Annotated in this window: 28 protein-coding genes; 9 read left to right on the top strand and 19 right to left on the bottom strand. The window is 73.1% G+C overall.

Translation table 11 applies throughout. The features are described from left to right. Window positions 1–51: 51 nt before the first annotated feature. A complete protein-coding gene (gene fdhD / locus ACPCK6_RS04475) occupies window positions 52–906 on the bottom strand; it encodes a formate dehydrogenase accessory sulfurtransferase FdhD (protein WP_423480400.1) in 855 nt (284 codons plus the stop codon). Window positions 907–1,133: 227 nt separating this feature from the next. Between fdhD and mobA the strand changes: the two genes are divergently transcribed. From mobA to ACPCK6_RS04460, 3 genes are all read left to right on the top strand, one after another. Continuing rightward, window positions 1,134–1,853, top strand: coding sequence for a molybdenum cofactor guanylyltransferase (gene mobA / locus ACPCK6_RS04470; protein ID WP_423480399.1), 720 nt, complete (start codon window positions 1,134–1,136; stop codon window positions 1,851–1,853). Continuing rightward, window positions 1,850–2,107, top strand: coding sequence for a DUF6457 domain-containing protein (locus ACPCK6_RS04465; protein ID WP_396881842.1), 258 nt, complete (start codon window positions 1,850–1,852; stop codon window positions 2,105–2,107). Before mobA ends, ACPCK6_RS04465 begins: the two co-directional genes overlap by 4 nt. A gap of 65 nt (window positions 2,108–2,172) precedes the next feature. Then, window positions 2,173–3,327, top strand: a complete 1,155-nt coding sequence (locus tag ACPCK6_RS04460; protein WP_423480398.1) for a T3SS (YopN, CesT) and YbjN peptide-binding chaperone 1 — start codon at window positions 2,173–2,175, stop codon at window positions 3,325–3,327. 7 nt (window positions 3,328–3,334) lie between these two features. Here ACPCK6_RS04460 and ACPCK6_RS04455 read toward each other — a convergent pair whose 3' ends face one another. Together ACPCK6_RS04455 and ACPCK6_RS04450 are read right to left on the bottom strand one after the other, a co-directional pair. Continuing rightward, on the bottom strand, window positions 3,335–4,291 hold the full coding sequence (locus tag ACPCK6_RS04455) for a zinc-binding dehydrogenase (protein WP_423480397.1): 957 nt from the start codon (window positions 4,289–4,291) through the stop codon (window positions 3,335–3,337). 61 nt (window positions 4,292–4,352) lie between these two features. After that, window positions 4,353–4,811, bottom strand: a complete 459-nt coding sequence (locus ACPCK6_RS04450; protein ID WP_026268389.1) for an Lrp/AsnC family transcriptional regulator — start codon at window positions 4,809–4,811, stop codon at window positions 4,353–4,355. A gap of 59 nt (window positions 4,812–4,870) precedes the next feature. On the opposite strand from ACPCK6_RS04450, the gene ddaH reads away from it, so the two are divergent. Next, window positions 4,871–5,704, top strand: coding sequence for a dimethylargininase (gene ddaH, locus ACPCK6_RS04445; RefSeq protein WP_423480396.1), 834 nt, complete (start codon window positions 4,871–4,873; stop codon window positions 5,702–5,704). Window positions 5,705–5,770: 66 nt separating this feature from the next. On the opposite strand, the gene ACPCK6_RS04440 is transcribed toward ddaH, so the two are convergent. Both ACPCK6_RS04440 and ACPCK6_RS04435 read right to left on the bottom strand, forming a co-directional pair. Next, complete coding sequence (locus ACPCK6_RS04440; protein ID WP_396881846.1) at window positions 5,771–6,994, bottom strand: ABC transporter substrate-binding protein; 1,224 nt, start codon at window positions 6,992–6,994, stop codon at window positions 5,771–5,773. A 49-nt stretch (window positions 6,995–7,043) separates the two neighbouring features. Next, on the bottom strand, window positions 7,044–7,871 hold the full coding sequence (locus tag ACPCK6_RS04435) for an alpha/beta hydrolase family protein (RefSeq protein WP_423480395.1): 828 nt from the start codon (window positions 7,869–7,871) through the stop codon (window positions 7,044–7,046). 57 nt (window positions 7,872–7,928) lie between these two features. On the opposite strand from ACPCK6_RS04435, the gene ACPCK6_RS04430 reads away from it, so the two are divergent. Continuing rightward, window positions 7,929–8,519 (top strand): bacterial proteasome activator family protein, encoded by a 591-nt coding sequence (locus tag ACPCK6_RS04430; RefSeq protein ID WP_135242545.1) that lies wholly within the window; start codon window positions 7,929–7,931, stop codon window positions 8,517–8,519. Window positions 8,520–8,554: 35 nt separating this feature from the next. Here ACPCK6_RS04430 and ACPCK6_RS04425 read toward each other — a convergent pair whose 3' ends face one another. The 3 genes from ACPCK6_RS04425 to ACPCK6_RS04415 form a co-directional block, all read right to left on the bottom strand. Then, window positions 8,555–9,367: an HAD family hydrolase gene (locus ACPCK6_RS04425; RefSeq protein ID WP_318336176.1), complete on the bottom strand. Its 813-nt coding sequence runs from the start codon at window positions 9,365–9,367 to the stop codon at window positions 8,555–8,557. After that, the gene (locus ACPCK6_RS04420; RefSeq protein WP_396881848.1) at window positions 9,367–10,188 is read right to left on the bottom strand and encodes an HAD family hydrolase; all 822 of its coding nucleotides are present in this window, start codon (window positions 10,186–10,188) and stop codon (window positions 9,367–9,369) included. Before ACPCK6_RS04420 ends, ACPCK6_RS04425 begins: the two co-directional genes overlap by 1 nt. A 155-nt stretch (window positions 10,189–10,343) precedes the next feature. Then, the gene (locus tag ACPCK6_RS04415; protein ID WP_396881849.1) at window positions 10,344–11,033 is read right to left on the bottom strand and encodes a hypothetical protein; all 690 of its coding nucleotides are present in this window, start codon (window positions 11,031–11,033) and stop codon (window positions 10,344–10,346) included. A gap of 163 nt (window positions 11,034–11,196) precedes the next feature. Here ACPCK6_RS04415 and ACPCK6_RS04410 point away from each other — a divergent pair, with 163 nt between their 5' ends. The 3 genes from ACPCK6_RS04410 (at window position 11,197) to ACPCK6_RS04400 (ending at window position 12,874) form a co-directional block, all read left to right on the top strand. Continuing rightward, window positions 11,197–11,625 (top strand): OsmC family protein, encoded by a 429-nt coding sequence (locus ACPCK6_RS04410; protein ID WP_013289315.1) that lies wholly within the window; start codon window positions 11,197–11,199, stop codon window positions 11,623–11,625. 89 nt (window positions 11,626–11,714) lie between these two features. Next, entirely contained in the window at window positions 11,715–12,059 is a 345-nt protein-coding gene (locus tag ACPCK6_RS04405; RefSeq protein ID WP_026268384.1) for a metallopeptidase family protein, read from the top strand. 95 nt (window positions 12,060–12,154) lie between these two features. Beyond that, window positions 12,155–12,874, top strand: a complete 720-nt coding sequence (locus ACPCK6_RS04400; RefSeq protein ID WP_064448083.1) for an AIM24 family protein — start codon at window positions 12,155–12,157, stop codon at window positions 12,872–12,874. A gap of 43 nt (window positions 12,875–12,917) precedes the next feature. Here ACPCK6_RS04400 and pheA read toward each other — a convergent pair whose 3' ends face one another. From pheA to ACPCK6_RS04380, 4 genes are all read right to left on the bottom strand, one after another. Then, a complete protein-coding gene (gene pheA / locus ACPCK6_RS04395; RefSeq protein WP_396881850.1) occupies window positions 12,918–13,874 on the bottom strand; it encodes a prephenate dehydratase in 957 nt (318 codons plus the stop codon). Between the two features lie 10 nt (window positions 13,875–13,884). Continuing rightward, window positions 13,885–14,427 (bottom strand): hypothetical protein, encoded by a 543-nt coding sequence (locus ACPCK6_RS04390; RefSeq protein WP_423480394.1) that lies wholly within the window; start codon window positions 14,425–14,427, stop codon window positions 13,885–13,887. Window positions 14,428–14,511: 84 nt separating this feature from the next. Next, complete coding sequence (locus ACPCK6_RS04385; protein ID WP_318336171.1) at window positions 14,512–14,961, bottom strand: hypothetical protein; 450 nt, start codon at window positions 14,959–14,961, stop codon at window positions 14,512–14,514. A 144-nt stretch (window positions 14,962–15,105) separates the two neighbouring features. Further along, window positions 15,106–15,846, bottom strand: a complete 741-nt coding sequence (locus ACPCK6_RS04380) for a hypothetical protein (protein ID WP_135242537.1) — start codon at window positions 15,844–15,846, stop codon at window positions 15,106–15,108. Between the two features lie 162 nt (window positions 15,847–16,008). Here ACPCK6_RS04380 and ACPCK6_RS04375 point away from each other — a divergent pair, with 162 nt between their 5' ends. Then, window positions 16,009–17,223 carry an arginine deiminase gene (locus tag ACPCK6_RS04375; protein ID WP_396881852.1) on the top strand — a complete coding sequence of 405 codons (1,215 nt, stop codon included), beginning with the start codon at window positions 16,009–16,011 and terminating at the stop codon, window positions 17,221–17,223. A 10-nt stretch (window positions 17,224–17,233) separates the two neighbouring features. On the opposite strand, the gene ACPCK6_RS04370 is transcribed toward ACPCK6_RS04375, so the two are convergent. The 7 genes from ACPCK6_RS04370 to ACPCK6_RS04340 form a co-directional block, all read right to left on the bottom strand. Next, entirely contained in the window at window positions 17,234–18,118 is an 885-nt protein-coding gene (locus ACPCK6_RS04370; RefSeq protein WP_423480393.1) for a DUF5926 family protein, read from the bottom strand. An 86-nt stretch (window positions 18,119–18,204) separates the two neighbouring features. Then, window positions 18,205–18,654, bottom strand: coding sequence for an ATP-binding protein (locus tag ACPCK6_RS04365; RefSeq protein ID WP_396881853.1), 450 nt, complete (start codon window positions 18,652–18,654; stop codon window positions 18,205–18,207). 31 nt (window positions 18,655–18,685) lie between these two features. Beyond that, the gene (locus ACPCK6_RS04360) at window positions 18,686–20,140 is read right to left on the bottom strand and encodes a sensor histidine kinase (protein ID WP_423480392.1); all 1,455 of its coding nucleotides are present in this window, start codon (window positions 20,138–20,140) and stop codon (window positions 18,686–18,688) included. 76 nt (window positions 20,141–20,216) lie between these two features. Continuing rightward, on the bottom strand, window positions 20,217–21,008 hold the full coding sequence (locus ACPCK6_RS04355) for a glycerophosphodiester phosphodiesterase (protein ID WP_396881855.1): 792 nt from the start codon (window positions 21,006–21,008) through the stop codon (window positions 20,217–20,219). A 15-nt stretch (window positions 21,009–21,023) separates the two neighbouring features. After that, window positions 21,024–21,359: a rhodanese-like domain-containing protein gene (locus tag ACPCK6_RS04350; RefSeq protein ID WP_013289303.1), complete on the bottom strand. Its 336-nt coding sequence runs from the start codon at window positions 21,357–21,359 to the stop codon at window positions 21,024–21,026. 28 nt (window positions 21,360–21,387) lie between these two features. Beyond that, window positions 21,388–22,248: an LCP family protein gene (locus ACPCK6_RS04345; protein WP_514132350.1), complete on the bottom strand. Its 861-nt coding sequence runs from the start codon at window positions 22,246–22,248 to the stop codon at window positions 21,388–21,390. A 254-nt stretch (window positions 22,249–22,502) separates the two neighbouring features. Continuing rightward, on the bottom strand, window positions 22,503–23,717 hold the full coding sequence (locus ACPCK6_RS04340; RefSeq protein ID WP_396881857.1) for an LCP family protein: 1,215 nt from the start codon (window positions 23,715–23,717) through the stop codon (window positions 22,503–22,505). Window positions 23,718–23,848: the final 131 nt, after the last annotated feature.

Genomic DNA, 23,848 nt, shown 5'->3' with positions numbered 1-23,848 from the left:
GTGACCGCTCACCCGTCCGGCGGGACGGCCACGTCCGCGATGCCGGTGCCGTCAACCGCCGACGCGCGCCGCCCCGGTGTAGACGTTCATGGTCGGCCCGCGCAGGAAGCCGACAAGCGTCATCCCGGCCTCCTCGGCCAGCTCGACCGCGAGCGTGCTCGGCGCGGACACCGCCGCGAGCAGCGGCACGCCCGCCATCCACGCCTTCTGGGTGAGTTCGAAGCTGGCCCGTCCGGAGACCAGCAGCACGTGCCCGGCCAGCGGCAGTCGCCCTTCCCGGGTGGCCCAGCCGAGCACCTTGTCCACCGCGTTGTGCCGCCCGACGTCCTCGCGCAGCACGACGAGTTCCCCGTCGGGGGTGAAGAGGCCGGCGGCGTGGAGGCCGCCGGTGCGGTCGAAGGCGCGCTGCGCGGCACGCAGCCGGTCCGGCAGCCCGGCCAGCAGGTCGGCGGTGACCACCAGCGGGTCGTCCCGCACCGCGAACTGCGAGCGGGTGCGTACCGAGTCGATGCTCGCCTTGCCGCACACGCCGCACGAGCTGGTGGTGTAGAAGTTGCGCGCCGGGTCGGTGACGGGCTCCGGCACACCGGGCGAGAGCACCACGTCGACCACGTTGTACGTGTTCGGCGTCTCCGCGCCGGCGCAGAGCTGCGCGGTGTGCACGTCCTCCGCCGACCGGATCAGCCCTTCGGTGAGCAGGAAGCCGATCGCCAGGTCCAGATCGTCGCCGGGCGTACGCATCGTCACCGCCAGCGGCCGGCGTCGACCCGGCCCGGCCGCGCCGACGCGGATCTCCAGCGGCTCCTCCACGGCCAGGGTGTCCTGCCGCCGGATCCGCTCCCGGCCGTCCCCGGCCGCGTCGAGGTCGATCCGCAGCACACCACGCCGATCCGTCGCCCGTCCCATGCCGCCATCCTCCCCGGCCACCCCGCCGCCCGCACCCCGCCCCACCCCGCCCCAGGGCCGGTCGGAGCCCCATGATCGACACCAGTTCGGCGAAGTGGCGGTATCGGAGGGCCCTGGATGCCACCACTTCGGCGGAAAGCAGTCGATCAACGTCGGAAAACCGCCAACAACACCGGGCAGAGGTCCGAGCCGGGATGCGGCGACGTGGCTGTGGCTACTGTGAGGCGGTGACGGGGTACGCGGCGATCCTGCTCGCCGGTGGTGCGGCGCGGCGGATGGGCGGGGTGGACAAGCCGGCCCGGGCAGTAGGCGGCCGGCCGATGCTGCACCGGGTGCTGGACGCGGTGGCCGACGCGGACCAGCGGATCGTGGTCGGCTCGTCCGGCCCGCTGCCCAGCGGAGTCCGGACGGCCCGGGAGGAGCCGCCCGGGGGCGGTCCGGTGGCCGCCACGGCAGCCGGGCTGGCGTTGCTCGACCCCGGTACGACGACAGTCGCAGTGCTCGCCGCCGACCTGCCGCTGCTCACCACCGCAGCGGTGGCCGAGCTGCGACGCGCGCTCGCCGCCTGGCACCCCCGCGACGACCCGCCGCCCGCGCTCGACCCCGCAGCCAGCGGGCCGGAAGACGCGCCTGCCGCCGCCGGGCCGGAAGACGCGCCTGCCACCTGGCGGGAGACGTTGGACGGCCGGTCCGCCGCGCTCGCCTGCTACGTGGACGGGGACGGCCGACGCCAGCACCTCTGCGCCCTATGGCGGGTATCGGCCCTGCGGTCCGCCCTCGACCGGCTCGCCGGGACGCGGGGCGGCTCGCTCGACGGCGCGCCGGTACGCGGGCTGCTGGCCGACGTCGCCGTACGCGAGGTGTCCTGGTCCGGCTCGGGGCCGCCGCCGTGGTTCGACTGCGACACTGACGAGGACGTACGCCGGGCGGAGGAGTGGACGAGATGACGGTGCTGGACGACTGGGTCACGGCGGTCTGCGCCGAACTGGACCTGGACCCGGCGGGGGTGCCTGTGCCGACTGTGCTCGACGTGGCCCGGGACGTGGCCCACCAGGTGGTCCGGCCGGGTGCGCCGGTCACCGCGTACCTGCTGGGGCTGGCGGTGGGGCGCGGCGCGGACCCGGCCGCGGTGGCCGAGCGGCTCAGTGCGCTGGCCGGGTCCTGGCCGGTGGACCTGGGGGGTTCCACACCCGAGGATTAGCGCCTCGCGCGGGATTCGGTCCCCTTCGCCCCTGGGTAGGGTGGCGGGAACGGACGGAGGCGATCATGACGGCGGACCACCCCTCGGAGCCGGTCGACGAGCCTGCCGGCGGCGCGCCGGAGCACCACGCCACCGGCGCGACGTCGGAGCACCACGCCACCGGCAGCGCGCCGGAGCACCACGAGTCGATCCTGCTCGACGAGCCGACCACTGCTGATCTGCGGGCCAAGGTCACCGAGGCCTGGCGCGAGTTCGCCCGGGCGCTCGCCGACCGGCTGCGCGGGCTGCCCTCCGGTGGGCACCTGGAGGTCACGCTCGACCCGACCGCCTCGGGCACCGGCGACGCCGTCTACTCGGTGAGCGTGGACGCGGGCGAGGAGGGGCGCCTCTCGGCCCGCGCGGTCGGAAACGCCACGCTGCCGCAGGGTTACCGGCTGGACCGGGCCGCGGTGGCCGACATGGTGGCGCTCGGCTGGTCGCCGCCGGGTGTGGTGCCGGGTTCCGGTGAGCAGTTCGGGCTGGACTGCGGCACCGACGAGTCGACCCGGCTGGCCGCCGTGCTGTCCCGGACGCTGCGTGACGTCTACGGTGCACCGCACCCGGCCTTCCTCGTCTATTTGGTGCACGACGCCGAGGGCGACGCGCTTCCCGTGGAGCCGCTCGGTACCGCACGCAGCGAGTTCGGCCCGGACCGCGACGTCGAGGCCGACCTGGACGAGGCGCTGGCCGCGGCGGCGGCCGCGCAGTCCGGCGAGAACGACGTGCTGGCCCTGGAGGAGCGGGTCCGTACCGTCGTGTCGACGATGCTGAAGTCCGCGTCCGACCAGCTCCAGGTCGACTCCGACGGCGACATCAACATCCGGGCCGGCTCGGCCATGGTCTTCGTCCGGGTGCGCGACAACCCGCCGCTCGTGGACGTCTTCTCGCCGGTGCTGACCGAGGTCGAGCCGACCGAGCGCCTGTACGTGAAGCTCTCCGAGCTGACCAACCGGATGCCGATCGGCCGGCTCTACTGCGCCGACGACACGGTGTGGGCCTCGATCCCGGTGTTCGGCCGCAACTTCCAGCCCACCCACCTGATGCTCGCGGTGCAGGTGATGACCGGTCTCGCCGACGAGCTGGACGACCGTCTGCACGGCGAGTTCGGCGGCAAGCGCTTCTTCGGCGAGGGCGACAAGCCGGCCCGGGCCGAGGAGCACCGCACCGGCATGTACCTCTGAGCGCTGCTCAGCGTACGTCGAGCAAGGTCTTGCCCAGGGTTTCCCGGGCCTCGATCGCGGCGTGCGCGGCGGCGGCCCGTTCCAGCGGGAAGCGCTGCCCGATCAGCGGCCGCAGCCGCCCGGCCGCGCCCTCGGCGAGCGCCGCCTCGGTGAGGGCGCGCAGCTCGTCCGGGCCGGGTCGGGGGCTCAGCAGCGTCACCCCGCGTGCGGCTGCCGACTCGGCCGGGATGTCCGCCCAGGTGCCGCCGGCCAGCCCGAAGCTGAGCATCCGCCCGCCGGGGTCCAGCAGGTCGAACGCCTCCCGGGCGAGCGGCCCGCCCACGCCGTCGAACACCACGTCGACGGCGCCCACGGCGTCCCGGACCCGGTCGGCCCAGCCCGCCTGCCTGTAGTCGACCGCCACGTCGACGCCGGCGGCGCGGAGCACGCCCACCTTGCGGTCGCCGCCGGCCGCGGCCACCACCGTCGCGCCGGCGGCGGCCGCGAGCTGCGTGAGCAGCGACCCGACGCCGCCGGCCGCCGCCTCGACCAGCACCCGGTCGCCCGGCCGCAGCCCGGCCGCCCGGGCCAGCATCAGGGCGGTCCGGCCGTCGGCCATCAGCGCCACCGCCGCGTCCAGCGGCAACCCCGGGGGTACGGGGACAGGCGCGTCCCGGTCGACGACGACGCGTTCGGCGTACCCGCCGGTGCCGCCGGTGGCGGTGACCACGACGCGGCCGGCGAGCGCCGGGTCGACGCCCGGTCCCAGCGCGGTGACCGTGCCGCCGACCCCGTTACCGGGGATCACCGGCAGTTCGCTGCCGAACGGCCCGAAGCCGCTGGCCCGGAACATCGTCTCGACGAACGTGATGTTCGCGTGTGCCACGTCGACGAGGACCTGGCCCGGTCCGGGTGCCGGGTCGGGTGCCGTTCCGGGCACGAGCACCTCCGGTCCGCCGAACTCCCGCAGCCACACCGCACGCATACCGCCTCCTCGCGTCTCGCCGGTCACGCGGTCCAGTGCACGACATGAAGCGAGGTTGAGGTCAAGGCGTGGACGGTCCGACGCCGGGGGACTCGACCAGCCGGGAGAGCACGATGGTGCTGCGCGACGAGGTGACGAACGATTCGGCGCGCAGCCGTTCCAGCGCCTCCTCCAGGTGGGCGATGTCCGCGGCGCGCAGGTGCACGAGCGCGTCCGCCTCGCCGGAGACGGTGTACGCGCCGACCACCTCGGGGTGGCGGCGGGCGGCGGCGCCGATCTGCGCCGGTGTGGTCCGGCCGGCGCAGAACAGCTCGACGAACGCCTCGGTGGTCCAGCCGACCGCGGCCGGGTCGACGACGGCGGTGAATCCCCGGATCACCCCGGCGGATCGGAGGCGGTCGACGCGTCGCTTGACGGCGGGGGCGGAGAGTGACACCCGGCTGCCGATGTCCGCGTACGAGGCGCGAGCATCCGCGACGAGTAACGCAATGATTCGCTGGTCGACCGCGTCTATCTGCAACGTTCCGCTCCCGGGAAGCAATGCTTGTGGCTGTTACCAAAGTTGTACCGTACCTACTCTTGGTGACCGTGAACCAGCAGCGAGTCTCGCGAAAGCGGACATATCTCATGTGCTCGCCCGAGCACTTCACGGTCGAGTACGCGATCAACCCGTGGATGGACGTGACCACGCCGGTCGACGCCGACCTGGCGGTCAAGCAGTGGGACCGGCTGCGCGAGACGCTCGTCGGGCTGGGCCACGAGGTGCACCTGCTGACTCCCGAGGCGGGTCTGCCGGACATGGTCTACGCCGCGAACGGCGCGTTCGTGGTCGACGGCACGGTCTACGGCGCCCGGTTCAAGCACGAGCAGCGGTCCGCGGAGGCCGCCGCGCACCGGGCGTTCTACGAGCAGCGGGGCTGGCGGTTCATCGCGCCGAGCGAGACGAACGAGGGTGAGGGCGACTTCGCGTACCTGCCGGAGGCGCACGGCGGCCTGATCCTCGCCGGGTACGGCTTCCGGACCGAGCCGGCCGCGCACGCCGAGGCGCAGGAGGCGCTCGGGCGGCCGGTCGTCTCGCTGCACCTGGTCGATCCGCGCTTCTACCACCTGGACGTCGCGCTGGCCTCGATCGACGACGAGAACGTCGTCTACTACCCGGGTGCCTTCTCGGCCGCCAGCCAGAAGGTGCTGGCCCAGCTCTTCCCGGACGCGATCGTCGCGGACGACGAGGACGCGCTGGCGTTCGGCCTGAACCTGGTCAGCGACGGGCTCAACGTGGTGCTGAACAACGAGGCGACCCGGCTCGCCGGCAAGCTGAAGGCGGCCGGCTACCACCCGGTCCCGGTGGAGCTGGCCGAGCTGAAGAAGGGCGGTGGCAGCGTGAAGTGCTGCATCGCCGAGCTGCGGCACTGAGCAGAGCCTCGACGCGAAGGGCGGCCTCCCGGTGGGAGACCGCCCTTGCGCGTGTACGGGGGCCGGTCAGCCCAGCGTCGCCAGCTCGTTGATCACGACGTTGGAGAGCAGCCGGCCGTCGGTCTGCACCCGGCGCAGGTACCACTTCTGCTGCGGGGTGCGGGTCTGGTTGAACTGCCAGGTGCCGCGCGGGCTGTCCACCTGGCCGACCTTGCCGAGCGCCAGGTTGACCTGCTGCGGCGAGGGGTTCGACCCGGCCAGCCGGATCGCCTTGTCCAGCACCAGCGCGGCGTCGTACGAGGCCATCGCGTACGTGGTGGGCGCCGAGTTGAACGTCTTCCGGTACGCCGAGGCGAAGATCCGGTTCGCGGTGTTGTTGAGGTCGGCCGAGTAGTTCAGCGCGGTCTCGATCCCGTACGTCTGGATGAGCTTGCGCTCGCGGCCCTTCTCCCCGTCGTCGAGCTGGTCGAGCGCGGTGCCCTCGGTGAGGAACCCGGGGGCGTAGATCGGTCCCCGGTAGCCCTGGGCGTAGAGCTGCTTGACGAACTGCACGGCCTGCGCGCCGGAGTAGTGGCAGAAGACCGCGTCCGGCTTGCGCCCGAGCGCCTTGCGGATCGGCCCGGAGTAGAGCGTCCGGGACGGGTTCGGGTCGTCGTCGGTGAAGATCGGGTCCTCGGTGAGCCGGCGGCCCCGCTCGTACGCGCGCCGCAGCCCTTCGATGACGTCCTGGCTGCCCAGGCCACGGGTGCCGAAGATGGCGATCCGGCTGGACGCGTCCAGCTTCTGGCGCAGGTACTCGCCGAGCGCCTCGCCGGGCTCGGTGAGCACATACGAGGTACGCCAGATGTAGACGACGCCCTGGAGCGTCGACGGGGAGGCGTTGGAGCCGAGCAGGGGCACTCGGGCCTCCTCGACCGCCTCCTTGATGCCGGTCATCACGGTGGGGCTGACCACGCCGGTGAGCGCGAGCACGCCCTCCTTGAGCAGCCGGTCGACGGCGGCCTTTCCGGTGGCGGCGGTGTCGCCCTCCTCGGCGGTCACGAGCGTGACCGGGTGGCCGGCGATCTGCTGACCGCGCATGCTGAGGAAGAGCTGGAAGCCGTTGGTGATCTCGTCACCGATGGCCTTGTTCGCTCCGCTGCCGGGCACGATCAGCCCGACTTTGATCGGGCTGCCGGATCCGGCCTGGTCCCCGGACTCGTCGTCCCCGGAGCCGCAACCCGCCGCCAGTCCGGTGGTACCCAGCGCGGCCAGCAGTTGCAGCGCCCGCCTGCGGTTCATCTGTGCCACCGAATTTCCTTCCCGACGGGGTGGCCATGGTGCACACCCCTTCGGCGTTCTACCTGGTCGACGACGCTGCGTCAATGCCCTGAAGATCATCGTGAAGCGACCGCAACGCCGCCACCACCTGGGGCCACGCGGTGGAGCCCGGTGCGATCAGCCCGAAATGCTCGCATTCAGGCAGCTCAACGAGCGTGGCGGAGCCGCCTGCGGCGTGGTCGGACGCCACCCAGGACCGGCTGATCGCGATCGGAACCTGGATATCTTGATCACCGTGAATGACTACTGTGCGTGTTCGAATGGGCACCAATGCCGATGGATCGGCTGCTGCGTACCGGTCCGGTACGTCCTCCGGGCTGCCGCCGAGCAGCGCGGCCACCGCACCCTCGTCCAGGTCCAGCCGGTACGCCTGCGCGAGGTCGGCCACCGGCGCCAGCGCGAGCACCCCGCCGACCGTCTCCGGGGCGTGCGCGGCCACGTACAGGGACAGGTGCCCGCCCGCGGAGTGACCGACCAGGATCGGCGGTACGGGCGCCACCCGGCCGGGCATCGCGGCGGCGGCGAGTGCCGGCAGCGCGGCGATCCCGGCGCGGACGTCGGTCAGCGTGTGCGGCCACCCTCCGCCCGGCCGGCCGGTCCGCCGGTACTCGATCTGCGCGACCGGGTGGCCGAGCGCGGCCAGCGCCGCCGCCATCGGGCCGGTGTGGGCCCTGTCGTACTCCGCCCGCCAGAAGCCGCCGTGCACCACGACCACCAGCGGCCGGGGCGGCCCGTCACCGGCCGGCAGCCGCAGGTCGGCGCACTGGTCCGGGTGGTCGCCGTAGGAGACCGTGGCATCCGGGGGCGGGGACGGGCGGGTCAGCACCTCGCGCGGGTCGGAGAGCATGCGGCGACCGTAGCGTCCCCCGGACCGGCCGCGTGCACATGGTCGGCGTGGGTAAAGATGGGTGCCATGACCGAAGCGCACTCCGCCGGACACGACGACGAACAGGGCAACGATGGCATCCCGGGCACCGTGGTGGTGGTCGGGCCGGACGGCCGCCCGGTCGGCACGGTGCAGACCGACGAGGGCAAGGGCGAGGACCCGACCCGTCTGGTCGAGCAGCCGGCCAAGGTGATGCGGATCGGCAGCATGATCAAGCAGCTGCTGGAGGAGGTGAAGGCGGCGCCGCTCGACGACGCGAGCCGGCACCGGATGCGGGAGATCCACGAACGCTCGATCGTCGAGCTGAAGGAGGGCCTCGCGCCCGAGCTGCGCGAGGAGCTGGAGCGGATCTCGCTGCCGTTCACCGAGCAGCAGGCGCCGAGCGAGGGCGAGCTGCGGATCGCGCACGCCCAGCTGGTGGGCTGGCTGGAAGGGCTGTTCCACGGCATCCAGGCCGCGCTGGTGGCCCAGCAGATGGCCGCCCGCGTCCAGCTGGAGCAGATGCGTTCCGGCCGTCAGGCGCTGCCCAGCGGCCCGGGCGGCGTGATGCCGGGCATGCCCGGGATGCCCGGCGCCGGCGAGGGCCACGCGCCCGGCCAGTACCTGTGACAGCCGGCCGGGGCGCCGCACGGTGCCCCGGCCGCTCAGTCCAGCTCGAAGACCTTCTCCAGGTACGCGGCCACGCCGTCCTCGGTGTTCGGTCCGGTGACCTCGTGGGCGATCTCCCGTACGGCCGGGTGGGCGTTGGCGACGGCCACCGCCCGTCCGGCCCAGGCCAGCATCGGCACGTCGTTGGGCATGTCGCCGAAGGCCACCACGTCCCGCTCGTCGACGCCGAGCCGTTCCGCGTACCAGGCCAGGCCGGCTGCCTTCGTCACACCGGCGGCCGAGATCTCGATCAGCCCGCTGTACGACGAGTGGGTCGCCTCGGCCAGCCCCTCCAGCGCACCCGCCACCACCCGCACGAAGACGTCCGGATCCTGCTCGCCGGCCCGCGCCAGCAACTTCACCGCGGGCGCGGCCAGCAGTTCCTCCGGCGACTCGACCGCCCGGATCGCGTCGAGGTCGGCGTCCCAGCGCAGCGGGTAGTGCGCCTCGTGCCGCATCTGCCGGCTGTCCACGATCTCCACCGCGAGGCTCACGCCGGGCACCTCGGCCCGCAGCCGCCGGGCCACCTCGGCCAGCAGCTCCGGGGCGAGCGGGTCGGCCCGCAGTACCTGGTCGGTGTCCGGGTCGTACACCACCGCGCCGTTGGCGCAGATGGCCGGCAGCGGCGCGTCGAGCTGCTCGTACACCATCGGGAGCCAGCGGATCGGACGGCCGGTGACCAGGACCACCGGGGTGCCGGCGGCGGCGATGCGGGCCAGCACCGCGGCGGTACGCGGGCTGACCGTCCGATCGTCGCGCAGCAGTGTGCCGTCGATGTCGGAGGCGACGAGCCGAGGTGGATCTTCCATCACCGGGAGAGTAGCCGGTCCAGATAGACCGCGACGCCGTCGTCGTCGTTGCGCAAGGTGACCTCGTCCGCCGCGGCCCGGACCTCCGGGTGGGCGTTCGCCACCGCCACCCGGGCCCATCCGGCCCAGTCGAACATCGGCAGGTCGTTCGGCTGGTCGCCGAAGACCAGCACGTCGGCCGGGTCCACGCCGAGTCGTTCGGCGATGACACTGAGCCCGCTGGCCTTGTCGGTGCGGGGCGGGCAGATCTCGATGAAGCCGAGCCCGGCCTGGGTGAGCGTGGCCACGTCCGGCGGCACGATCGTCCGGGCGGCGGCCAGCAGCTCGTCCACGTGGTGGTCGGCGGTCCGGGCGAACGCCTTGATCACGTCGCAGGACAGGCACTCGACCCGGCTGCGGGCCTCGAACCGGTCCGGGTAGGGCCAGCTCGGGTGGTAGTCGCCCCACAGCGGCGCGTCGTGCTCGTCCGACGCCTCCACCATCACGGTGAGCGGGCCGACCGCCGCCTCCAGGTCGGTGAGGATCCGGGCCAGCACCTCACCGGGCAGCCGCTCGTCCCGCAGCACCAGGGGCCCCTCCGGGTCGCTCTGGTCCACCACCCGGCCGCCGCCGGCCATCACCAGGAAGTCGGCGGCCCGGATGTCGTTGCGGGTGAGTTCGGTCAGGCGCGGTCCGCGGCCGGTCGCGCCGACCACCGGAATCCCGGCGGACCGCACCCGGTCCAGCACCCGATGGGTGTACGCGGAGACGGTCTCGTCGCTGCGGACGAGCGTGCCGTCGAGGTCGGTGGCGATCAGCTTGGGCAGTCCCGGGCGGGTCATGGTTCCTCCTTCGCCCGCCGCCGTCACGCCGGCCGACCAGGTCCTCGGTGCCGCGACCATGGGACGGCGGGCAGCAACCGTATCTCGCGGAACGGGCGGCAACCACGGCTTTCCGGCGAATCGGCGGCGAAGCTCCGGTGGCCGCCGGAACTGGGTCAGTACGCCCGTTCGGGCCCCGCGAACGGCACCGTGGGCTGCACCGTCAGATCCGCCGGGGCCGGGGGCACGTCGTCCTCGTCCACCCGGCGGCGGCGCTCGGGCCGATCCTCGTCCGGCTCCCCGTCGGTGGGCGTCCCGCCGGCCGCCCGACCGGCCAGGTGCAGCGCGGCCGCCAGCAGTGCGACAGCGACGAACGCGCTGACCAGGCCGCGTCCGTGCTCGACCTGAAGGCTCTGCTCGCTGACGAAGAACAGGATGCGCCGGGCCAACTGTTCGAGGGAGGCGGCGGTCGCGACCAGCACCCCGAGCACGGCCGCCGCGAGACCCAGCCCGGCCAGCCGGGCGTGCTGCCGCACCGCCGGGGCACCGCGCAGCGCCAGCCCCACCGCCACCGCCAGCCCGAGCAGGCCCACCAGGTACGCCGTACCGAGCCCGCCGATCTCAGAGATGCCGCTGGTCAGCCGGGCCGGTGCGTCCTCGCCCCGGGTGTCGGCCGGCACCGTGATCGCCAGCCACTCGCCGATCAGCGAGGCGAGCGCGGCCACCGCGCCGAGCCCGGTGAGCACGGGCGGCAGACGGCGGTCCCGGCCCAGCGCGGCGAGCGAGCGCGCGGCCCGGCCGGACGACTCCGGCTCGGCGTCGCCCCACTCGACGATCGTGGTGTCGTCGGACCTGGTGTCCTGCATGGGGATTCGCTTGTCCTGCCGGGGAACGGGGAGATCCTGCGACATGGCCACCCTTCCCGTACGCGGGCCTGCGTCGAATCATGGCACAGCCCGCTCCCGCCGGCCCGGATCGCGACCCCGGGGTCCGGTGCGGGGCGGCCCGCTTTCGGTTAGCGTCGGTGCCATGCCTATCCGTACCGCATCCGCTCGCTGGCAGGGCAACCTCACCGAGGGGTCCGGCACCGTCCGCACCGGCAAGGGCGGCCTGTCCGGCAACTACTCCTTCAAGTCGCGCTTCGAGGAGGGCGAGGGCACCAACCCCGAGGAGCTGATCGGCGCCGCGCACGCCGGCTGCTTCTCGATGGCCCTCTCCAAGCAGCTCGCCGACGCCGGCGCCCAGGAGACGGCGGTGGAGACCACCGCCAAGGTGCACTTCGACAAGACCGACGCCGGCATGACAGTGACCCGCATCGACCTGGAGACCGTGGGCCAGGTTCCGGGCATCGACCAGGCCGAGTTCACCAAGCTCGCCGAGGCGGCCAAGGAGAACTGCCCGATCTCCCGGCTGCTGTCGCCGGGCGCGCAGATCACGCTGAACGCCCGTCTGGCCTGACATCGCGTACGGCACGGCGGGGGTGTCCTGCGGGGCGCCCTCGCCGTGCGGTGTGCCCGATCCGGAGGGAGTGACCGGGCCGCGTGGCCGTGGAGATGAGCCGGGACCGGTTCGAGGAACTGGTCGGCGAGGCGCTCGACGAGGTGCCCGAGGAACTGCTCGGGTTGATGAGCAACGTGGTCATCCTGGTGGAGGACGACCCGCCGCCGGGCGAGGATCTGCTCGGTCTGTACGAGGGGCATGCCCTCACCTCTCGCGGCTGGGACTACTCCGGTGTGCTGCCCGACCGCATCCTGATCTACCGCAACCCGATCCTGGCGATCTGCGACACCGACGACGACGTGGTCGACGAGGTGGCGGTGACGGTGGTGCACGAGATCGCCCACCACTTCGGCATCGACGACGAGCGGCTGCACGCCCTGGGCTGGGGCTGACCGGCCTCCGGCGCGTCCCCGCTCGGCCGATCCCGGCGGTTGCGCCGGTCGCCTAACCTGCGGATCAGGCAGATCCTGATGCAGGAGGAAAACCCATGCGCAGCGCGCTGTTCTCCGCGGAGAACCTTGAGAAGGAGTCCCAGCAGCCCGGCATGCGGTTGCAGAACTCCAAGATGCTGAAGATCGAGCTGAACGGCGAGGCGATGGCCCGGGTCGGGTCGATGGTCGCCTACCAGGGGCAGGTGCAGTTCCAGGCGCTCGGCTCCGGCGGCATCGGCAAGTTCATCAAGCAGCGGCTCACCGGTGAGGGCGTGCCGCTGATGAAGGTCTCCGGGCGCGGCGACGTCTTCCTCGCCGACTTCGCCAAGGACGTGCACGTCATCGACCTGGAGCCGGGCGACGCGCTGTCCATCAACGGTTCCAGTGTGCTGGCGTTCGACTCGACGCTCCAGTACGACATCAAGATGGTCGGCGGCGCCGGGTTCGCGTCCTCGTCCGGCCTGTTCAACTGCGTCTTCACCGGCCACGGCCGGATCGCCATCACCACCAAGGGCACCCCTGTGGTGCTCAACGTGGACGCCCCGACGTACGTGGACCCGCAGGCGGCGGTGTGCTGGTCGGCGAACCTCCAGACCGGCTACCACCGTGCCGAGCAGCTCGGCCTGGGCACGCTGCTCGGCCGCAGCACCGGTGAGGCGTTCACGATGAGCTTCGCCGGCCAGGGCTTCGTCGTGGTCCAGCCCTCGGAGGAGCCTCCGGTGGCCGGCAGCGGCTCCCAGCAGCAGGGCGGCGTGCTCGGCGGCCTGCTGCAGTGACCCTGGGCGCCCGGGGCGTCCGCGGAGGTCGCCCCGGGGCCGGTCAGCTCAGCTCGCCGGCCCGCAGCCGGGCCACCCAGGCCGCCGCGTCGGCGTAGTCGGCGTCGGTGAGCCCCGGCGGCACCGGCGTCTGCTGGTCACCCGCCGCCGTGCTCCAGCGGTGCCGGGGGTACGACCCCAGGAACCGCACGTCGGCGCAGACCCGGCGCAGTCCCTGCAACGCCTCGCCGAGGCGTACGTCGGCGACGTGCCCGGCACAGTCCAGGAAGAACACGTAGCGGCCGAGCGCCTCGCCGGTGGGGCGGGACTCGATCCGGGTCATGTTCACGCCGCGCACGGCCAGCTCCATCAGCACCGCCAGCAGCGCGCCCACCCGGTCGTGTGCGAGGCACACCGCGAGCGAGGTCAGGTCGTCGCCGGTTGGTGGCGGGGGCGGCCCGGGGCGGGACACCAGCGCGAACCGGGTCACCGCGTCCGGGTGGTCGGCGATCTTGTCGGCCAGCACTGCCAGGCGGTGCCGGCTCGCGCCGATCGGGGCGCAGATGGCGGCGTCGTACTCGCCATTCGCCGCCCCGGCCGCGGCGGCGCCGTTGGAGAGCACGTCGACCACTGTGGCGTCCGGCAGGTGCGCCCGCAGCCAGCCCCGGCACTGGGTGGACGCCTGCGGGTGGGCCGCGACGGAGCGTACGTCGGCCAGCGTGGTGCCGGTGCGGGCGGCCAGCACGAACTCGACCGGGAGGACCACCTCGCGGGTGATCACCAGCGGGTCGCCCTCGACCAGCTCGTCGAGCGTCACCCCGACCGCGCCGCCGATGGAGTTCTCCAGTGGCACCAGCGCCGCGTCCGCCTCGCCGGCGCGTACCGCGTCGAGCGCCTCGCCGACGCTGCGGGCCGGCGTGCGGTCTCCGCGCTCGGCGGCGGGCACCGTACGCAGGGCCTGCTCGGCGAAGGTGCCCTCGGGGCCCAGGTAGACGAAGCGGGTCGGCGGTGTTCCCGGCATGCCGACCAGCCTACGCACCCGGCGTGCCGTCGCAGGCCAGGGTACGGATGCCGGCCGGCGCCACGGTCCGCACCTCGACGCCGCACACGTCCGTGCCGGCTGTGACCAGCCTCGGCGTGCCGCTCTCGCCGCGCGTGACCACCTGCAACTCCTCGTGCCCGGTGACCGACAGGACGGTGTACTGCCAGCCCTCGGCGCAGAGCGGACCGGTCGACACGGTGACCCGGACGTCGCGGGGCAGCACGCCGGCGGAGCCGCGCAGCAGCGCGACGATCCGGTCGCCGGAGGGCCGCCCCCGGCAGGGTGCCGCAGACGCCGGCACGGACGGGGAGAGCGTGGGCGGGAGAATCGGCACGGGTGGGGTCGGCGTCGCGCTCGGGCCGGCCGTGACGGACGCCGACGGGACCGGGACGGGCGTGGCGGCGGCGGGTGGCGGCGCGCGCAACTCGGGCGGGGTGCCGCAGGCGGCGAGGGCGAGCACTGTCAGCAGCGCCAGCGGGCGGTGGCGGCGTCGGGGGCGTGGGGTGCGGGGCACGGGGGCGTCCTCGGGCATCGAGGGATGTCGTCGTACGGTGGGGCCGAGGTCATCGTAGGAGCAGGACCGGCCCGGGAGAAGGGCTCCGGGTCTCGTCGCGGGTCAGACCGCGGAGAGGAAGGTGAGCGACCCGGCCACCGCGCCGTCGGTGAGCACCGGCGTGGAGATGGCGTCGACGGTCCGGCCGGCGTCGGAGCCGGGCCCCTGCACCCGCAGCAGGCCGCGGGCGAGCCGCCCGGAGTGCAGCGCGAGCAGCGGCGGGATCTTGTCGGTCTCCTGCTCGGTCAGCTCGCTCGGGCTCGCCGTGAAGTCGACGAGGCGCAGGCCGCCCTCCAGCAGCGGCAGGCCGATCACGTCCTCCGGGGCGCCCAGGCAGAGCAGGTCGCAGCCGGATGAGGAGATCGCCACGACAGTGGTGCCGGCGTCGATCAGCAGGCACGGCTCGGCGGCCCGGGAGACCATGCCGGACCACTGCCCGAAGTTGTCGGACTCCTGCTCGGCGGATGCCGCGGGCGCGAACACTTCCGAGAGTGAGAGTTCGACGTGGGCCACCGCGCCTCCTATGTACACCGACGGTCTGTCCACGCTAGCCGGTCGGTGCGGCGGAAGCATCGGCTGCCGGGCGGCCGGCGACGACGCGGACCGACGGAACCAGTCGGGGGCGGTGCCGTGGGCCGCGTGGCGTCGCCGGAGACGTTACCGGCGGGCGGCCTGCTTGTCAGCGGCCGTTCGGCCCTCGTCATACCACCGGTAGTCGGCGGTTGGACGGTACGTGCCGTTGAACCACGTGGCCGGCGCCTGCGCGACGCGGGAGAGCTTCTCGGCGGTGGCCGGACTGATCCGGTTCCCACCGGCCACGAGCAGGCGGTCCAGCTCGCGGTGGGTGGCCATGAGGCAGTCCTTCGGCAGGCCGTAGACGCTGATCACCCCGGAGCCGACGAACGTCAGCACCGGCGTCACCGGGATCGGCAGGCCGACCGCGTCGGAGAGGGCCTTGCTGGCGCGCTTGGCGTCCCGGCGGGCCTCCAGCACGTACGGCGGGCGCTTGCCGTTGATCTGGACCACGTCGCCGGCCACCAGCACGCGGGCCCGGCCGTGGTCGGCGATGGTGACCGCGAACAGACCGCTCGGGCCGATGGCCAGGAACCCGGCCCGGTCGTCACGGCCGCGGTCGAGCAGCATGTCGGCCGGGTCCGTCCGGGGCCACTCGATGACGTGCCAGGCGGGACCGAGGTGGTCGAGTTGGCCCAGGGCGCGGGCCCCTGCTGCTTCCAACCGGCGGGCCCCCCGCTCCGCCCGGCGACGCCGGGCCCACTCCAATGGAGTCGGTCGGGCCGGCTCGAGCACCGAGGTGGGCTCGACCCGGGGGGAGTGCGGCACCGTGCGGGGCGGCAGTGCCCTGCTCGGTACGGCTCGACGCGCGGGAAAGACAGTCATCGCGACCTCCGGCAAAAGGTCTCTCGAAGTTATGTCTCCACTACCCTACGTTGCGCCCCCCGGGGCTCGGCAAGTTGGACCGCCGGAGTGAGTGCGGATGAATGCCATATTCATTCACACTTCTTTTCCGGATGGTGCGCAAGCCTGCCCTAGGCTGCGGGGGTGACCCACTATGTGGACAGCGAAGTCGCCCGGCTCGGGACGGTGCTGCTGCACCGCCCGGGACCGGAACTGGCCCGCCTCACCCCACGCAACAACGACAGTCTCCTGTTCGACGCTATCCCATGGGTGGGACGCGCGCAGGAGGAGCACGACGCGTTCGCGGCGGCGTTGCGGTCCCGCGGGGTCGAGGTGCTCTACCTGGCCGACCTGCTGGCCGAGACGCTCGCCGTGCCCGACGCCCGGGCCGAGCTGACCGAGCAGGTGCTGCGGTCCCGTCGGCTCGGCCACACCCTGCGGCGCCGCGTCGCCGACCATCTGGCGTACCTCGATCCGGCCGGGCTGGCCGACGTGCTCACCGCCGGGCTCGCCCACGAGGAACTGCGGCTCGGCGGCGACCGCCCCGGCGGTCTGGTCTGGACGCTCATGGACCGGCACGACTTCGTCATCGACCCGCTGCCCAACCTGCTGTTCACCCGCGACTCGTCGGTCTGGATCGGCGACCGGGTCGGCGTGACGAGCCTGGCCATGCCGGCCCGGCGGCGGGAGACCACGCTCACCGACGCGATCTACCGCTACCACCCGCGCTTCGTCGGCACCGAGTTCGTCTACCACCCCCGGATGGAGCACCTGGAGGGCGGCGACGTGCTGCTGCTCGCGCCGGGGGTGCTCGCCGTCGGCGTCGGCGAACGCACCACCCCGGCCGGCGCGGAACGGCTGGCCCGGCAGGTGTTCGCGGCCGGCCTGGCGCACACCATCCTGGTGGTGCCGATCGCGCAGGAACGCGCCACCATGCACCTGGACACGATCTGCACGATGGTCGACGTGGACGCCGTGCTGATGTACCCGAACGTCGCCCACGAGCTGTCCGCGTACACGGTCATCGCCGGCGCGGACGGCGACGACCTGCGGGTCGACGGCCCGGCGCCGTTCCTGCGGGCAGCCGCCGACGCGATGGACCTCGACCAGCTCCGGGTGATCGACACCGGTCTGGACCCGGTCACCGCCGAACGCGAGCAGTGGGACGACGGCAACAACACGCTCGCGCTCGCACCCCGGCTGTGCGTCGGCTACGAGCGCAACGTGGAGACCAACGCGCAACTGGAACGCGCCGGCATCGAGGTGATCGCCATCGCCGGGTCCGAACTGGGCTCCGGGCGGGGCGGCCCGCGCTGCATGTCCTGCCCGCTGGTGCGGGAGAAGGGCGGGGCCGCCTGACCCGGAGACGTCAGCGCAGCGTCAGCTGGCGGCCGAGGAGGCCCTGGCGGGCCCGGCGGCCGGCCGCGTCGAGCGGCTCCCGCTCCGCGACCGCCTCGGCGTAGCGCTTGGCGAACTCCGCCACCGGCGCCTCCCACTCGGCGGCCGGGGTGTCCTCCGGCAGGTCCCAGACCGGCGCCAGGCGCCCGTGCGCCCGGAACATGCCCGCGAACTTCGTGTCGTCGCCGAGCGTCAGCGCGCCCGCCGCGGCGAGCCGGGACAGCGCGTCGAGCGCGGTGTCCTCGTCCTCCGGCAGGACCAGGCGCACGTGGGCCTTCTCCGGCACCTGGCACCAGTACGCGGCCGGCGCGGCGGCCAGCTTGACGGTCGGGTAGATGGCCGAGTTGGCCCGCTCCAGGGACGCCTGGACGTTCGGGTCGTCGGCGGCGCCCGGGTCGAGCCAGAAGTCGAACCCGTCGTGCATGCTGATCTCCAGCGGGCCGTCCACCAGGATGTCCTGGAGGCGGGGGCCCGGCCCGGGCAGCGGCGGCACGCTCACCTGGCCGCCCGGCTCGGTACGCAGCGCGGAGATCAGCGCGTCGGCCAGGTCGCGGGAGACGTCGCCGGACTGCTGGTGCCGCTGCAGGCCGATGAAGACCCGCCCGTCCGGCTTGGTCATCGCCGGTGCGGCCATCGGCAGCACTGTCGCCAGCGTGACCGGCCGGTCGCCGTACTCCTCGATCAGTTCCGGGGTCAGCCGCAGCGGCGCGGACGCCGCCGGGACCAGCTCGCGCAGGGCGATCCACTCCGGCTCGTCCGCCAGGCCCTCGAACGGCCGGGGCACGAAGACGTCGCGCACCTTCTCCCGCTTCGGGGTGGCCTCGCCGGCCCGCTGGTTCTTCCGACGCTTGCTCATGCGCCCGCTCCGCTCCGCTCGGTCATGGCGAGACAGCCTAGATGCCGGGTCTCGGCGGCGGGGGCCGGACCCGTCCGCCGCGTCGGTCAGCCGGCGGCGACCAGGTCGGTCCGATGCGCCGGGACCGGGTCGAACCGCGCCCACACGCTCTGGCCCAGGCCGTCGCGCTCCACGCCCCAGCCGCTGGCGAGCCCGGCGACGATGTGCAGCCCTCGGCCGTCGGCCGCGTCCGGCGAGGCGGTACGCATGCACGGGCCGGCACCGGAACCGCCGTCGGTGACCCGCAGCTCGACGCTCGGCCCCTGCTCGGTCGGGCGCAGCCGCCAGGCGACCCGCACCACGCCGCCGGGCAGCGAGTCGGCGTGCCGGACCGCATTGCCGACCAGCTCGGCGAGGACCGCGACCAGGTCGGCCACCAGAACCGGGGGTACGACGCCGGTCAGCTCGTCGGCGAGCCGATGCCGGGCCAGGCGCGCGCCGGAGGCGTCGTGGGGCACCACCACGCACCACGACCGTTCGGCCGGACCAGTCGACACGTCGTTCCTTCCCCGCCCGTGAGCGCCCCGGTCAACCCCGGGGCAGCCGCACCTCTGCGACCGTACCGCCACCGGCTCTGGGCCGGAGGGATACCCATCCATTCTGCTGTTCAACGATCTGGCGGACGAGATAGAGACCGAGCCCGGCGCCGGGATACCGGCGGCGGTCGCCGGACTCCCCCTGCCAGAACCGGTCGAAGGCCCGCTCCACGTGTTCCGGCCGGATGCCGATGCCCCGGTCGGCCACCCGGAACGAGACGGTCCGTTCGTTCGCCTCGGCGGTGATCTCGATCGGTGTGTCCGGCAGCGAGTACTTCCCGGCGTTCGTGCCCAGTTCGGTGAGGACCGTGGCGAGGCTGTGCCGGTCGCCGAGCGCCTTGGGCAGGTCGGCGGGCAGGTCGAGCACGACCCGGTGCCGGACGTCCGCCGGCAGGTCCACCACCGCCGCGCGCAGCGCGTCGACCAGGTCGAACGGTGCGGCCGGTTCGCCACCGGGACGGTTCTCGGTGGCGGCGGTCAGCAGCCGGTCGACCAGGCGGGCCAGTTCGTTGGCGCGCTGGCCGATGATCCGGGCGGCCTGCCTGCGGTCGCCGTCGCTCAGCGAGTCCCAGTGGTCGGTGAGCGTGTCCGCGTACCCCTTGATGACGGTGACCGGGGTCCGCAGTTCGTGGCTGGTCACCGCGACGAACAGATCCCGGTCGTGGTCGCGCCGCTGCTGGTCGGTGGTGTCGCGGAAGCTGACCACGCGCAGCGCGTTCGGGCCGGGCAGTTCGCCGGACGTGATCCGCAGCCAGCGGCCGTCCGGCAGCCGGTGGTCCAGCACCTGACCGGGCGGCGGCAGCGGGAACGGCAACGGCCGGCTCAGCGCCTCGTCCGCCGACCGGCCGGTCACCTCGACCGCGGCCGGGTTCCAGAGCCGGACACGTCCGTCCCGGTCCACCACCGCGAGGCCGTCGGCGAGCGCCGCCACGACCGGCCCGTCCCCGTGTACGGGCAGTCCGGTCTGGTCGCCGTACATGTGGGCGATGCAGGCGGCGATGTAGCCGATGACGGCGCGTTGCGAGGGTTGCAGCGGTTCGCTCAGCGGGTAGAGCGCGTGCAGGCTGCCGATGGTGAGCCCGCCGATCTCGGCGCGCGCCACGATCATCCGGCAGAGGCCCCGGCCGGCGACCTCGTCGGCGAGCGCACCGGGGATCGCGTCGACCCGGACCTCCCGTACCGGCGGGCCGGCGAGCAGGCAGACGGTGGCCGGGTCGGTGGCGGGCAGCGGGCGGCCGAGGACGAACTCGGCGCTGCCGGTCGCGGCGACGACGCGTCCGCCGGCCGGGGTGAACTCCACGAAGACCAGGCCGGCCGCGCCGACTGCGGGTTCGACCTCGCGGAGCAGGCGGGTGAGGACGGCGAGGCCGGACTCGCCCGAGTTGATCATCTTGATCACTGCGGTGTGGCCGGCGATGAAGGCGGGGTAGTCGGTTCGCTCCGGCATGTCCCGAGTGTGCCGCGCCGTCCGCGTCCGGGACACCCCCGGCCGGTCGACGGTCCCCGGGACCGATCGACGGGACTCACCGGCCCAACCGGGCCAGCGCGTGGGCCGGCCGGTCCGTGATCACCCCGTCCACGCCCGCTTCCAGCACGAGTTCCAGATCCTCCGGCTCGTTGACGGTCCAGACGTACACCGAGTTGCCGGCGGCGCGCAGCGAGGGGACCAGGCGCGGGCGGGCCCGGACCAGGTCCACGCCGGGACCGGCGATCCGGGTACCGAACGGCAGCCGGCCCAGCGGCAGCAGGCGCGGCAGCACCTCCAGCAGCAGCACGGTGGGCAGCGCCGGAGCGAGTTCCCGGACCCGGCGTACGGCGAGCGGCGAGAACGACATCACCGTCACCTGGACCGGATGGTCCGGGCGGGGCTCGGCCAGCCCGTACCGGCGCAGCATCTCGATCAGGCGGCGCTCGACCTCGCCCCGGTAGCGGGACGGGTGCTTGGTCTCGATCAGCAGTCGGACCGGCCGCCCGGCGGCCAGCACCGCGTCGAGCAGCCGCTCCAGCGTGAGCAGCCGGGTGTGCGACTCGTCGAGCGGCACGTCGTCCTCGGCGAGCGTCGCGGCCCGGTGCCAGGAACCGAAGTCCAGCGCCTCCAGCTCGGCGAGCGTCCGCGCGCTGACCAGGCCGTGGCCGTTGCTGGTGCGGTCCAGCCGACGGTCGTGCACGCAGACCAGGTGGCCGTCGCGGGTCAGCCGGACGTCGCACTCCAGCCCGTCCGCGCCCTCGTCCAGGGCGCGCAGGTAGGCGGCGAGCGTGTGCTCCGGCAGGTCGTACGAGGCGCCGCGATGGGCGAAGACCAGGGGGACGGTCATGGCCGTGTCACCGGCTCAGGCGACCCGGCCCGGCTGCCCGTCGTCGGTGACCACCGGACGGCCCGCGGCGGCCCAGTCGCCCATCCCGCCGTCGACGTTGCGGACCTGGTCCCAGCCGTTGCGCATGAGGTAGCCGACCACCTGGGCGGACCGGCCGCCGGAGCGGCAGATCACCGCCACGTCGCGGTCCTGCGGGATCTCGGCGATCCGGGCGGGCAGCTCGGTCATCGGCAGGTGGTGGGCGGCCGGCGCGTGGCCGGCGGCCCATTCGTCGTCCTCGCGGACGTCGAGCAGGTAGACGTCGTCGGGCACGGCCGACGCGGGGACGCTGGGTAGTGAGGCTCCGAACACGGTGACCAAGCCTAGTCGCCCGCGGCGCTCACAGCCGGTTGACCCAGCGCGGGTTGGCGCCGGCCCACTCCGGCACGCGCGTGTCGCGCAGCGCGCCGAACAGCCCGGCGCCGCCGTCGTCCAGCACCACGTACGAGACGCCGTCGATGGTCTGCGGGTAGGAGGGCACTTGGACCCCGCGCAGGGCGTCCGCGGGCAGGCCGCGCAGCGCGAACAACAGCTCGTCCAGGGGTACGCCGTTGGTGTCCACGGTCAGCGCCCCGCCGGCCGCGCGCAGCACCCGGTCGAGCTTGACCGGGTCGCTGCGCAGCCGCGTCTCGCCCGCCCGGTCGAGCACCGCCCGCAGCATCTGCTGCTGGTGCCGCTGCCTGTCGAAGTCGCCACCGGGCAGGTCGTAGCGCTGCCGCACGTAGTCGAGCGTCCGCGCGCCGTCCATCTGCTGGCAGCCGGCCTCGAACTGGTACCGGGTGTGGATCGAACGCACCGGCGTGTCCACGCACATCCGGATGCCGCCGAGCTGGTCGATCACCTCCTTGAAGCCGGAGAAGTCGACGAGTGCCGCGCCGTCGAAGCGGATCCCGGTGAGCCGGTTCAGGGTGGTGCTGAGCAGGCGCGCGCCGCCCTCACCGCCGCCGCCGTGCTCGTAGGCGGCGTTGACCTTGTCCTGGCCGCCGGGGAAGCCCGGTGCCGGGGGGAGCGCCACCAGCAGGTCGCGCGGTACGGAGATCAGGTACGCCTGCCGCATCCCGGCCGGTACGTGCACGATCAGGATGCTGTCGGAGCGCTGGTCCTCCGGGTTCGCGCCGGGCCGGTGGTCGGAGCCGATCAACAGGTAGTTGAGCGCGCCGTCCAGGTCCGTCCGCTTCTTGCGGGCGGACGGGTCGAGCAGTTGTTCCTTGGCGACCGTGCGGTCGTAGCGCGAGGTGAGCCAGTGCAGCCCGGCGACGCCGAGCGTGGCGAGCAGGACCAGGACGAGCCCGGCGCCGAGCAGGAACCGGGCCCAGCGGGCGGGTCCACCCCGCCCGCGTCGGTTCCGTGCTGGCCTGGACGTGACGATCCCCCCGTAGCCGCGACATGAGACCCGCTCACGTCAGGCTACGGGGGGATCGGCCGACCGGTATCGCTTTCGCGCAGGTCAGCAGGTCATTTACGGGTGGAGAGGACGTCCGGGTTGTTCACCACGAAGTCGGCCAGCTTGTCGTTCTTGACCGCCTGGAACATGTCCATCGTCGTCTCGTTGAACGTCTCCCGGCCGTTGTTGTTGCCGGCGAACGTGCCGCCGTTGGTCCGCAGGGTGACCAGGTCGTTCCCGTTGAGGTTCTTGAGCGTGAAGATGAAGTCGGCGATCGGCACGCCGCCGGTGTCCAGGACGAACGCCTTGCCCGCGGCCTTCATCAGCGAGTTCAGCTTCAGCGGGTTGGTCAGCATGCCGCCCTCGGTGGCCTTCTTGGCCATCGCCTTGATCAGCTGCTGCTGGTTCTGCTGCCTGTCGTAGTCGCTGTTCGGCAGGCCGTAGCGCTGGCGGGAGTAGTCGAGCGCCTCCCAGCCCTCCATCTCCCGGCAGCCCTTCTTGTGCACCACTGCCTTGTACGGCTTGCCGGTCTTCTTCGCGTCGGCGTTCCACATCGGCTTGCCGTCGACGTACGACATGTGGTGCGACTTGACCTCGTGGCTGACGCAGATCCGCACCGAGCCGAGCGCGTCGATCACGCTCTTGAAGCCGCCGAAGTTGATGATCGCGGCGCCGTCGAAGCCGATTCCGGTCATCGACTTGATCGTCTTGGCCATCAGTTGAGCGCCGCCCTCCCAGCCGCCGCCGTTCTGGGCGCCGTGGAAGAAGGCCGCGTTGATCTTGTCGGTGCCGCCCCTGTAGCCGCTCTTCTCGAACGCCGGGATACGCGCCTCGGTGTCCCGGGGGATCGAGATCAGGTACGCCTGGTCGTGGCTGGCCGGGATGTGCAGGATGATGATCGTGTCCGACCGTACGTCATCGGCGGCCCAGCGCTCGCGGGCGTCCACACCGAGCAGCAGCATGTCGATCGGGCCTTCGAGGCTGTTGCCGCCCTCGGCCTCGCTCTTGCCCGCTCCGCCGAGCAGGTTGCGCTGGGCGATGTTGTCGGTGGCCTGGCCGATGACCGCCTTGCTGCCGACGATCGCGACGCCACTGGTCACCATCAGCACGGCGCCGAGCACCAGCGTGAGCTTCGCCCAGAGCGGGTCCTTGCGCTTGGTGCGCTTCTTCTTGCCACCGCCGGGACCGCGACCGCCGGAACCGGGCTGTGTGGGGATGACCGGAGGGACCCGCCCGGATGATCCGGGTGCCGGTGACTGCGGGCGACGGCTGGTCTGGACCGACATGCGTGCTCCAGCTCGGTGATCGGGGGCGGGACCACTTTACGTATCTGTTCCCGTATTCGCGACCTCGTAGGCTCGCAATTCCCGTCAATACCGGCCTACATCCTCGGGTTGTGGCCGAACGGGCAGGGGTA

Origin of the sequence: Micromonospora sp. AB353 (genome assembly GCF_049538395.1) — a bacterium.
GTDB classification, from domain to species: Bacteria; Actinomycetota; Actinomycetes; order Mycobacteriales; family Micromonosporaceae; genus Micromonospora; species Micromonospora aurantiaca.
The sequence above is the reverse complement of the archived record's forward strand: the minus strand, read 5'-3'. Positions and strand labels throughout refer to the sequence as shown.

Coding starts and splice junctions, on each gene's coding strand:
- ACPCK6_RS04430 (WP_135242545.1), top strand. CDS start 7,929: ATGGGTGCCATGACCGAAGCGCACTCCGCCGGACACGACGACGAACAG.
- ACPCK6_RS04360 (WP_423480392.1), bottom strand. CDS start 20,140: ATGCCGGAGCGAACCGACTACCCCGCCTTCATCGCCGGCCACACCGCA.
- ACPCK6_RS04380 (WP_135242537.1), bottom strand. CDS start 15,846: ATGACTGTCTTTCCCGCGCGTCGAGCCGTACCGAGCAGGGCACTGCCG.
- ACPCK6_RS04410 (WP_013289315.1), top strand. CDS start 11,197: ATGCCTATCCGTACCGCATCCGCTCGCTGGCAGGGCAACCTCACCGAG.
- ACPCK6_RS04400 (WP_064448083.1), top strand. CDS start 12,155: ATGCGCAGCGCGCTGTTCTCCGCGGAGAACCTTGAGAAGGAGTCCCAG.
- pheA (WP_396881850.1), bottom strand. CDS start 13,874: ATGCCGGGAACACCGCCGACCCGCTTCGTCTACCTGGGCCCCGAGGGC.
- ACPCK6_RS04420 (WP_396881848.1), bottom strand. CDS start 10,188: ATGACCCGCCCGGGACTGCCCAAGCTGATCGCCACCGACCTCGACGGC.
- ACPCK6_RS04460 (WP_423480398.1), top strand. CDS start 2,173: ATGACGGCGGACCACCCCTCGGAGCCGGTCGACGAGCCTGCCGGCGGC.
- ACPCK6_RS04390 (WP_423480394.1), bottom strand. CDS start 14,427: ATGCCCGAGGACGCCCCCGTGCCCCGCACCCCACGCCCCCGACGCCGC.
- ACPCK6_RS04415 (WP_396881849.1), bottom strand. CDS start 11,033: ATGCAGGACACCAGGTCCGACGACACCACGATCGTCGAGTGGGGCGAC.
- ACPCK6_RS04425 (WP_318336176.1), bottom strand. CDS start 9,367: ATGGAAGATCCACCTCGGCTCGTCGCCTCCGACATCGACGGCACACTG.
- ACPCK6_RS04435 (WP_423480395.1), bottom strand. CDS start 7,871: ATGCTCTCCGACCCGCGCGAGGTGCTGACCCGCCCGTCCCCGCCCCCG.
- ACPCK6_RS04455 (WP_423480397.1), bottom strand. CDS start 4,291: ATGCGTGCGGTGTGGCTGCGGGAGTTCGGCGGACCGGAGGTGCTCGTG.
- ACPCK6_RS04355 (WP_396881855.1), bottom strand. CDS start 21,008: ATGACCGTCCCCCTGGTCTTCGCCCATCGCGGCGCCTCGTACGACCTG.
- ACPCK6_RS04340 (WP_396881857.1), bottom strand. CDS start 23,717: ATGTCGGTCCAGACCAGCCGTCGCCCGCAGTCACCGGCACCCGGATCA.
- fdhD (WP_423480400.1), bottom strand. CDS start 906: ATGGGACGGGCGACGGATCGGCGTGGTGTGCTGCGGATCGACCTCGAC.
- ACPCK6_RS04465 (WP_396881842.1), top strand. CDS start 1,850: ATGACGGTGCTGGACGACTGGGTCACGGCGGTCTGCGCCGAACTGGAC.
- ACPCK6_RS04370 (WP_423480393.1), bottom strand. CDS start 18,118: ATGAGCAAGCGTCGGAAGAACCAGCGGGCCGGCGAGGCCACCCCGAAG.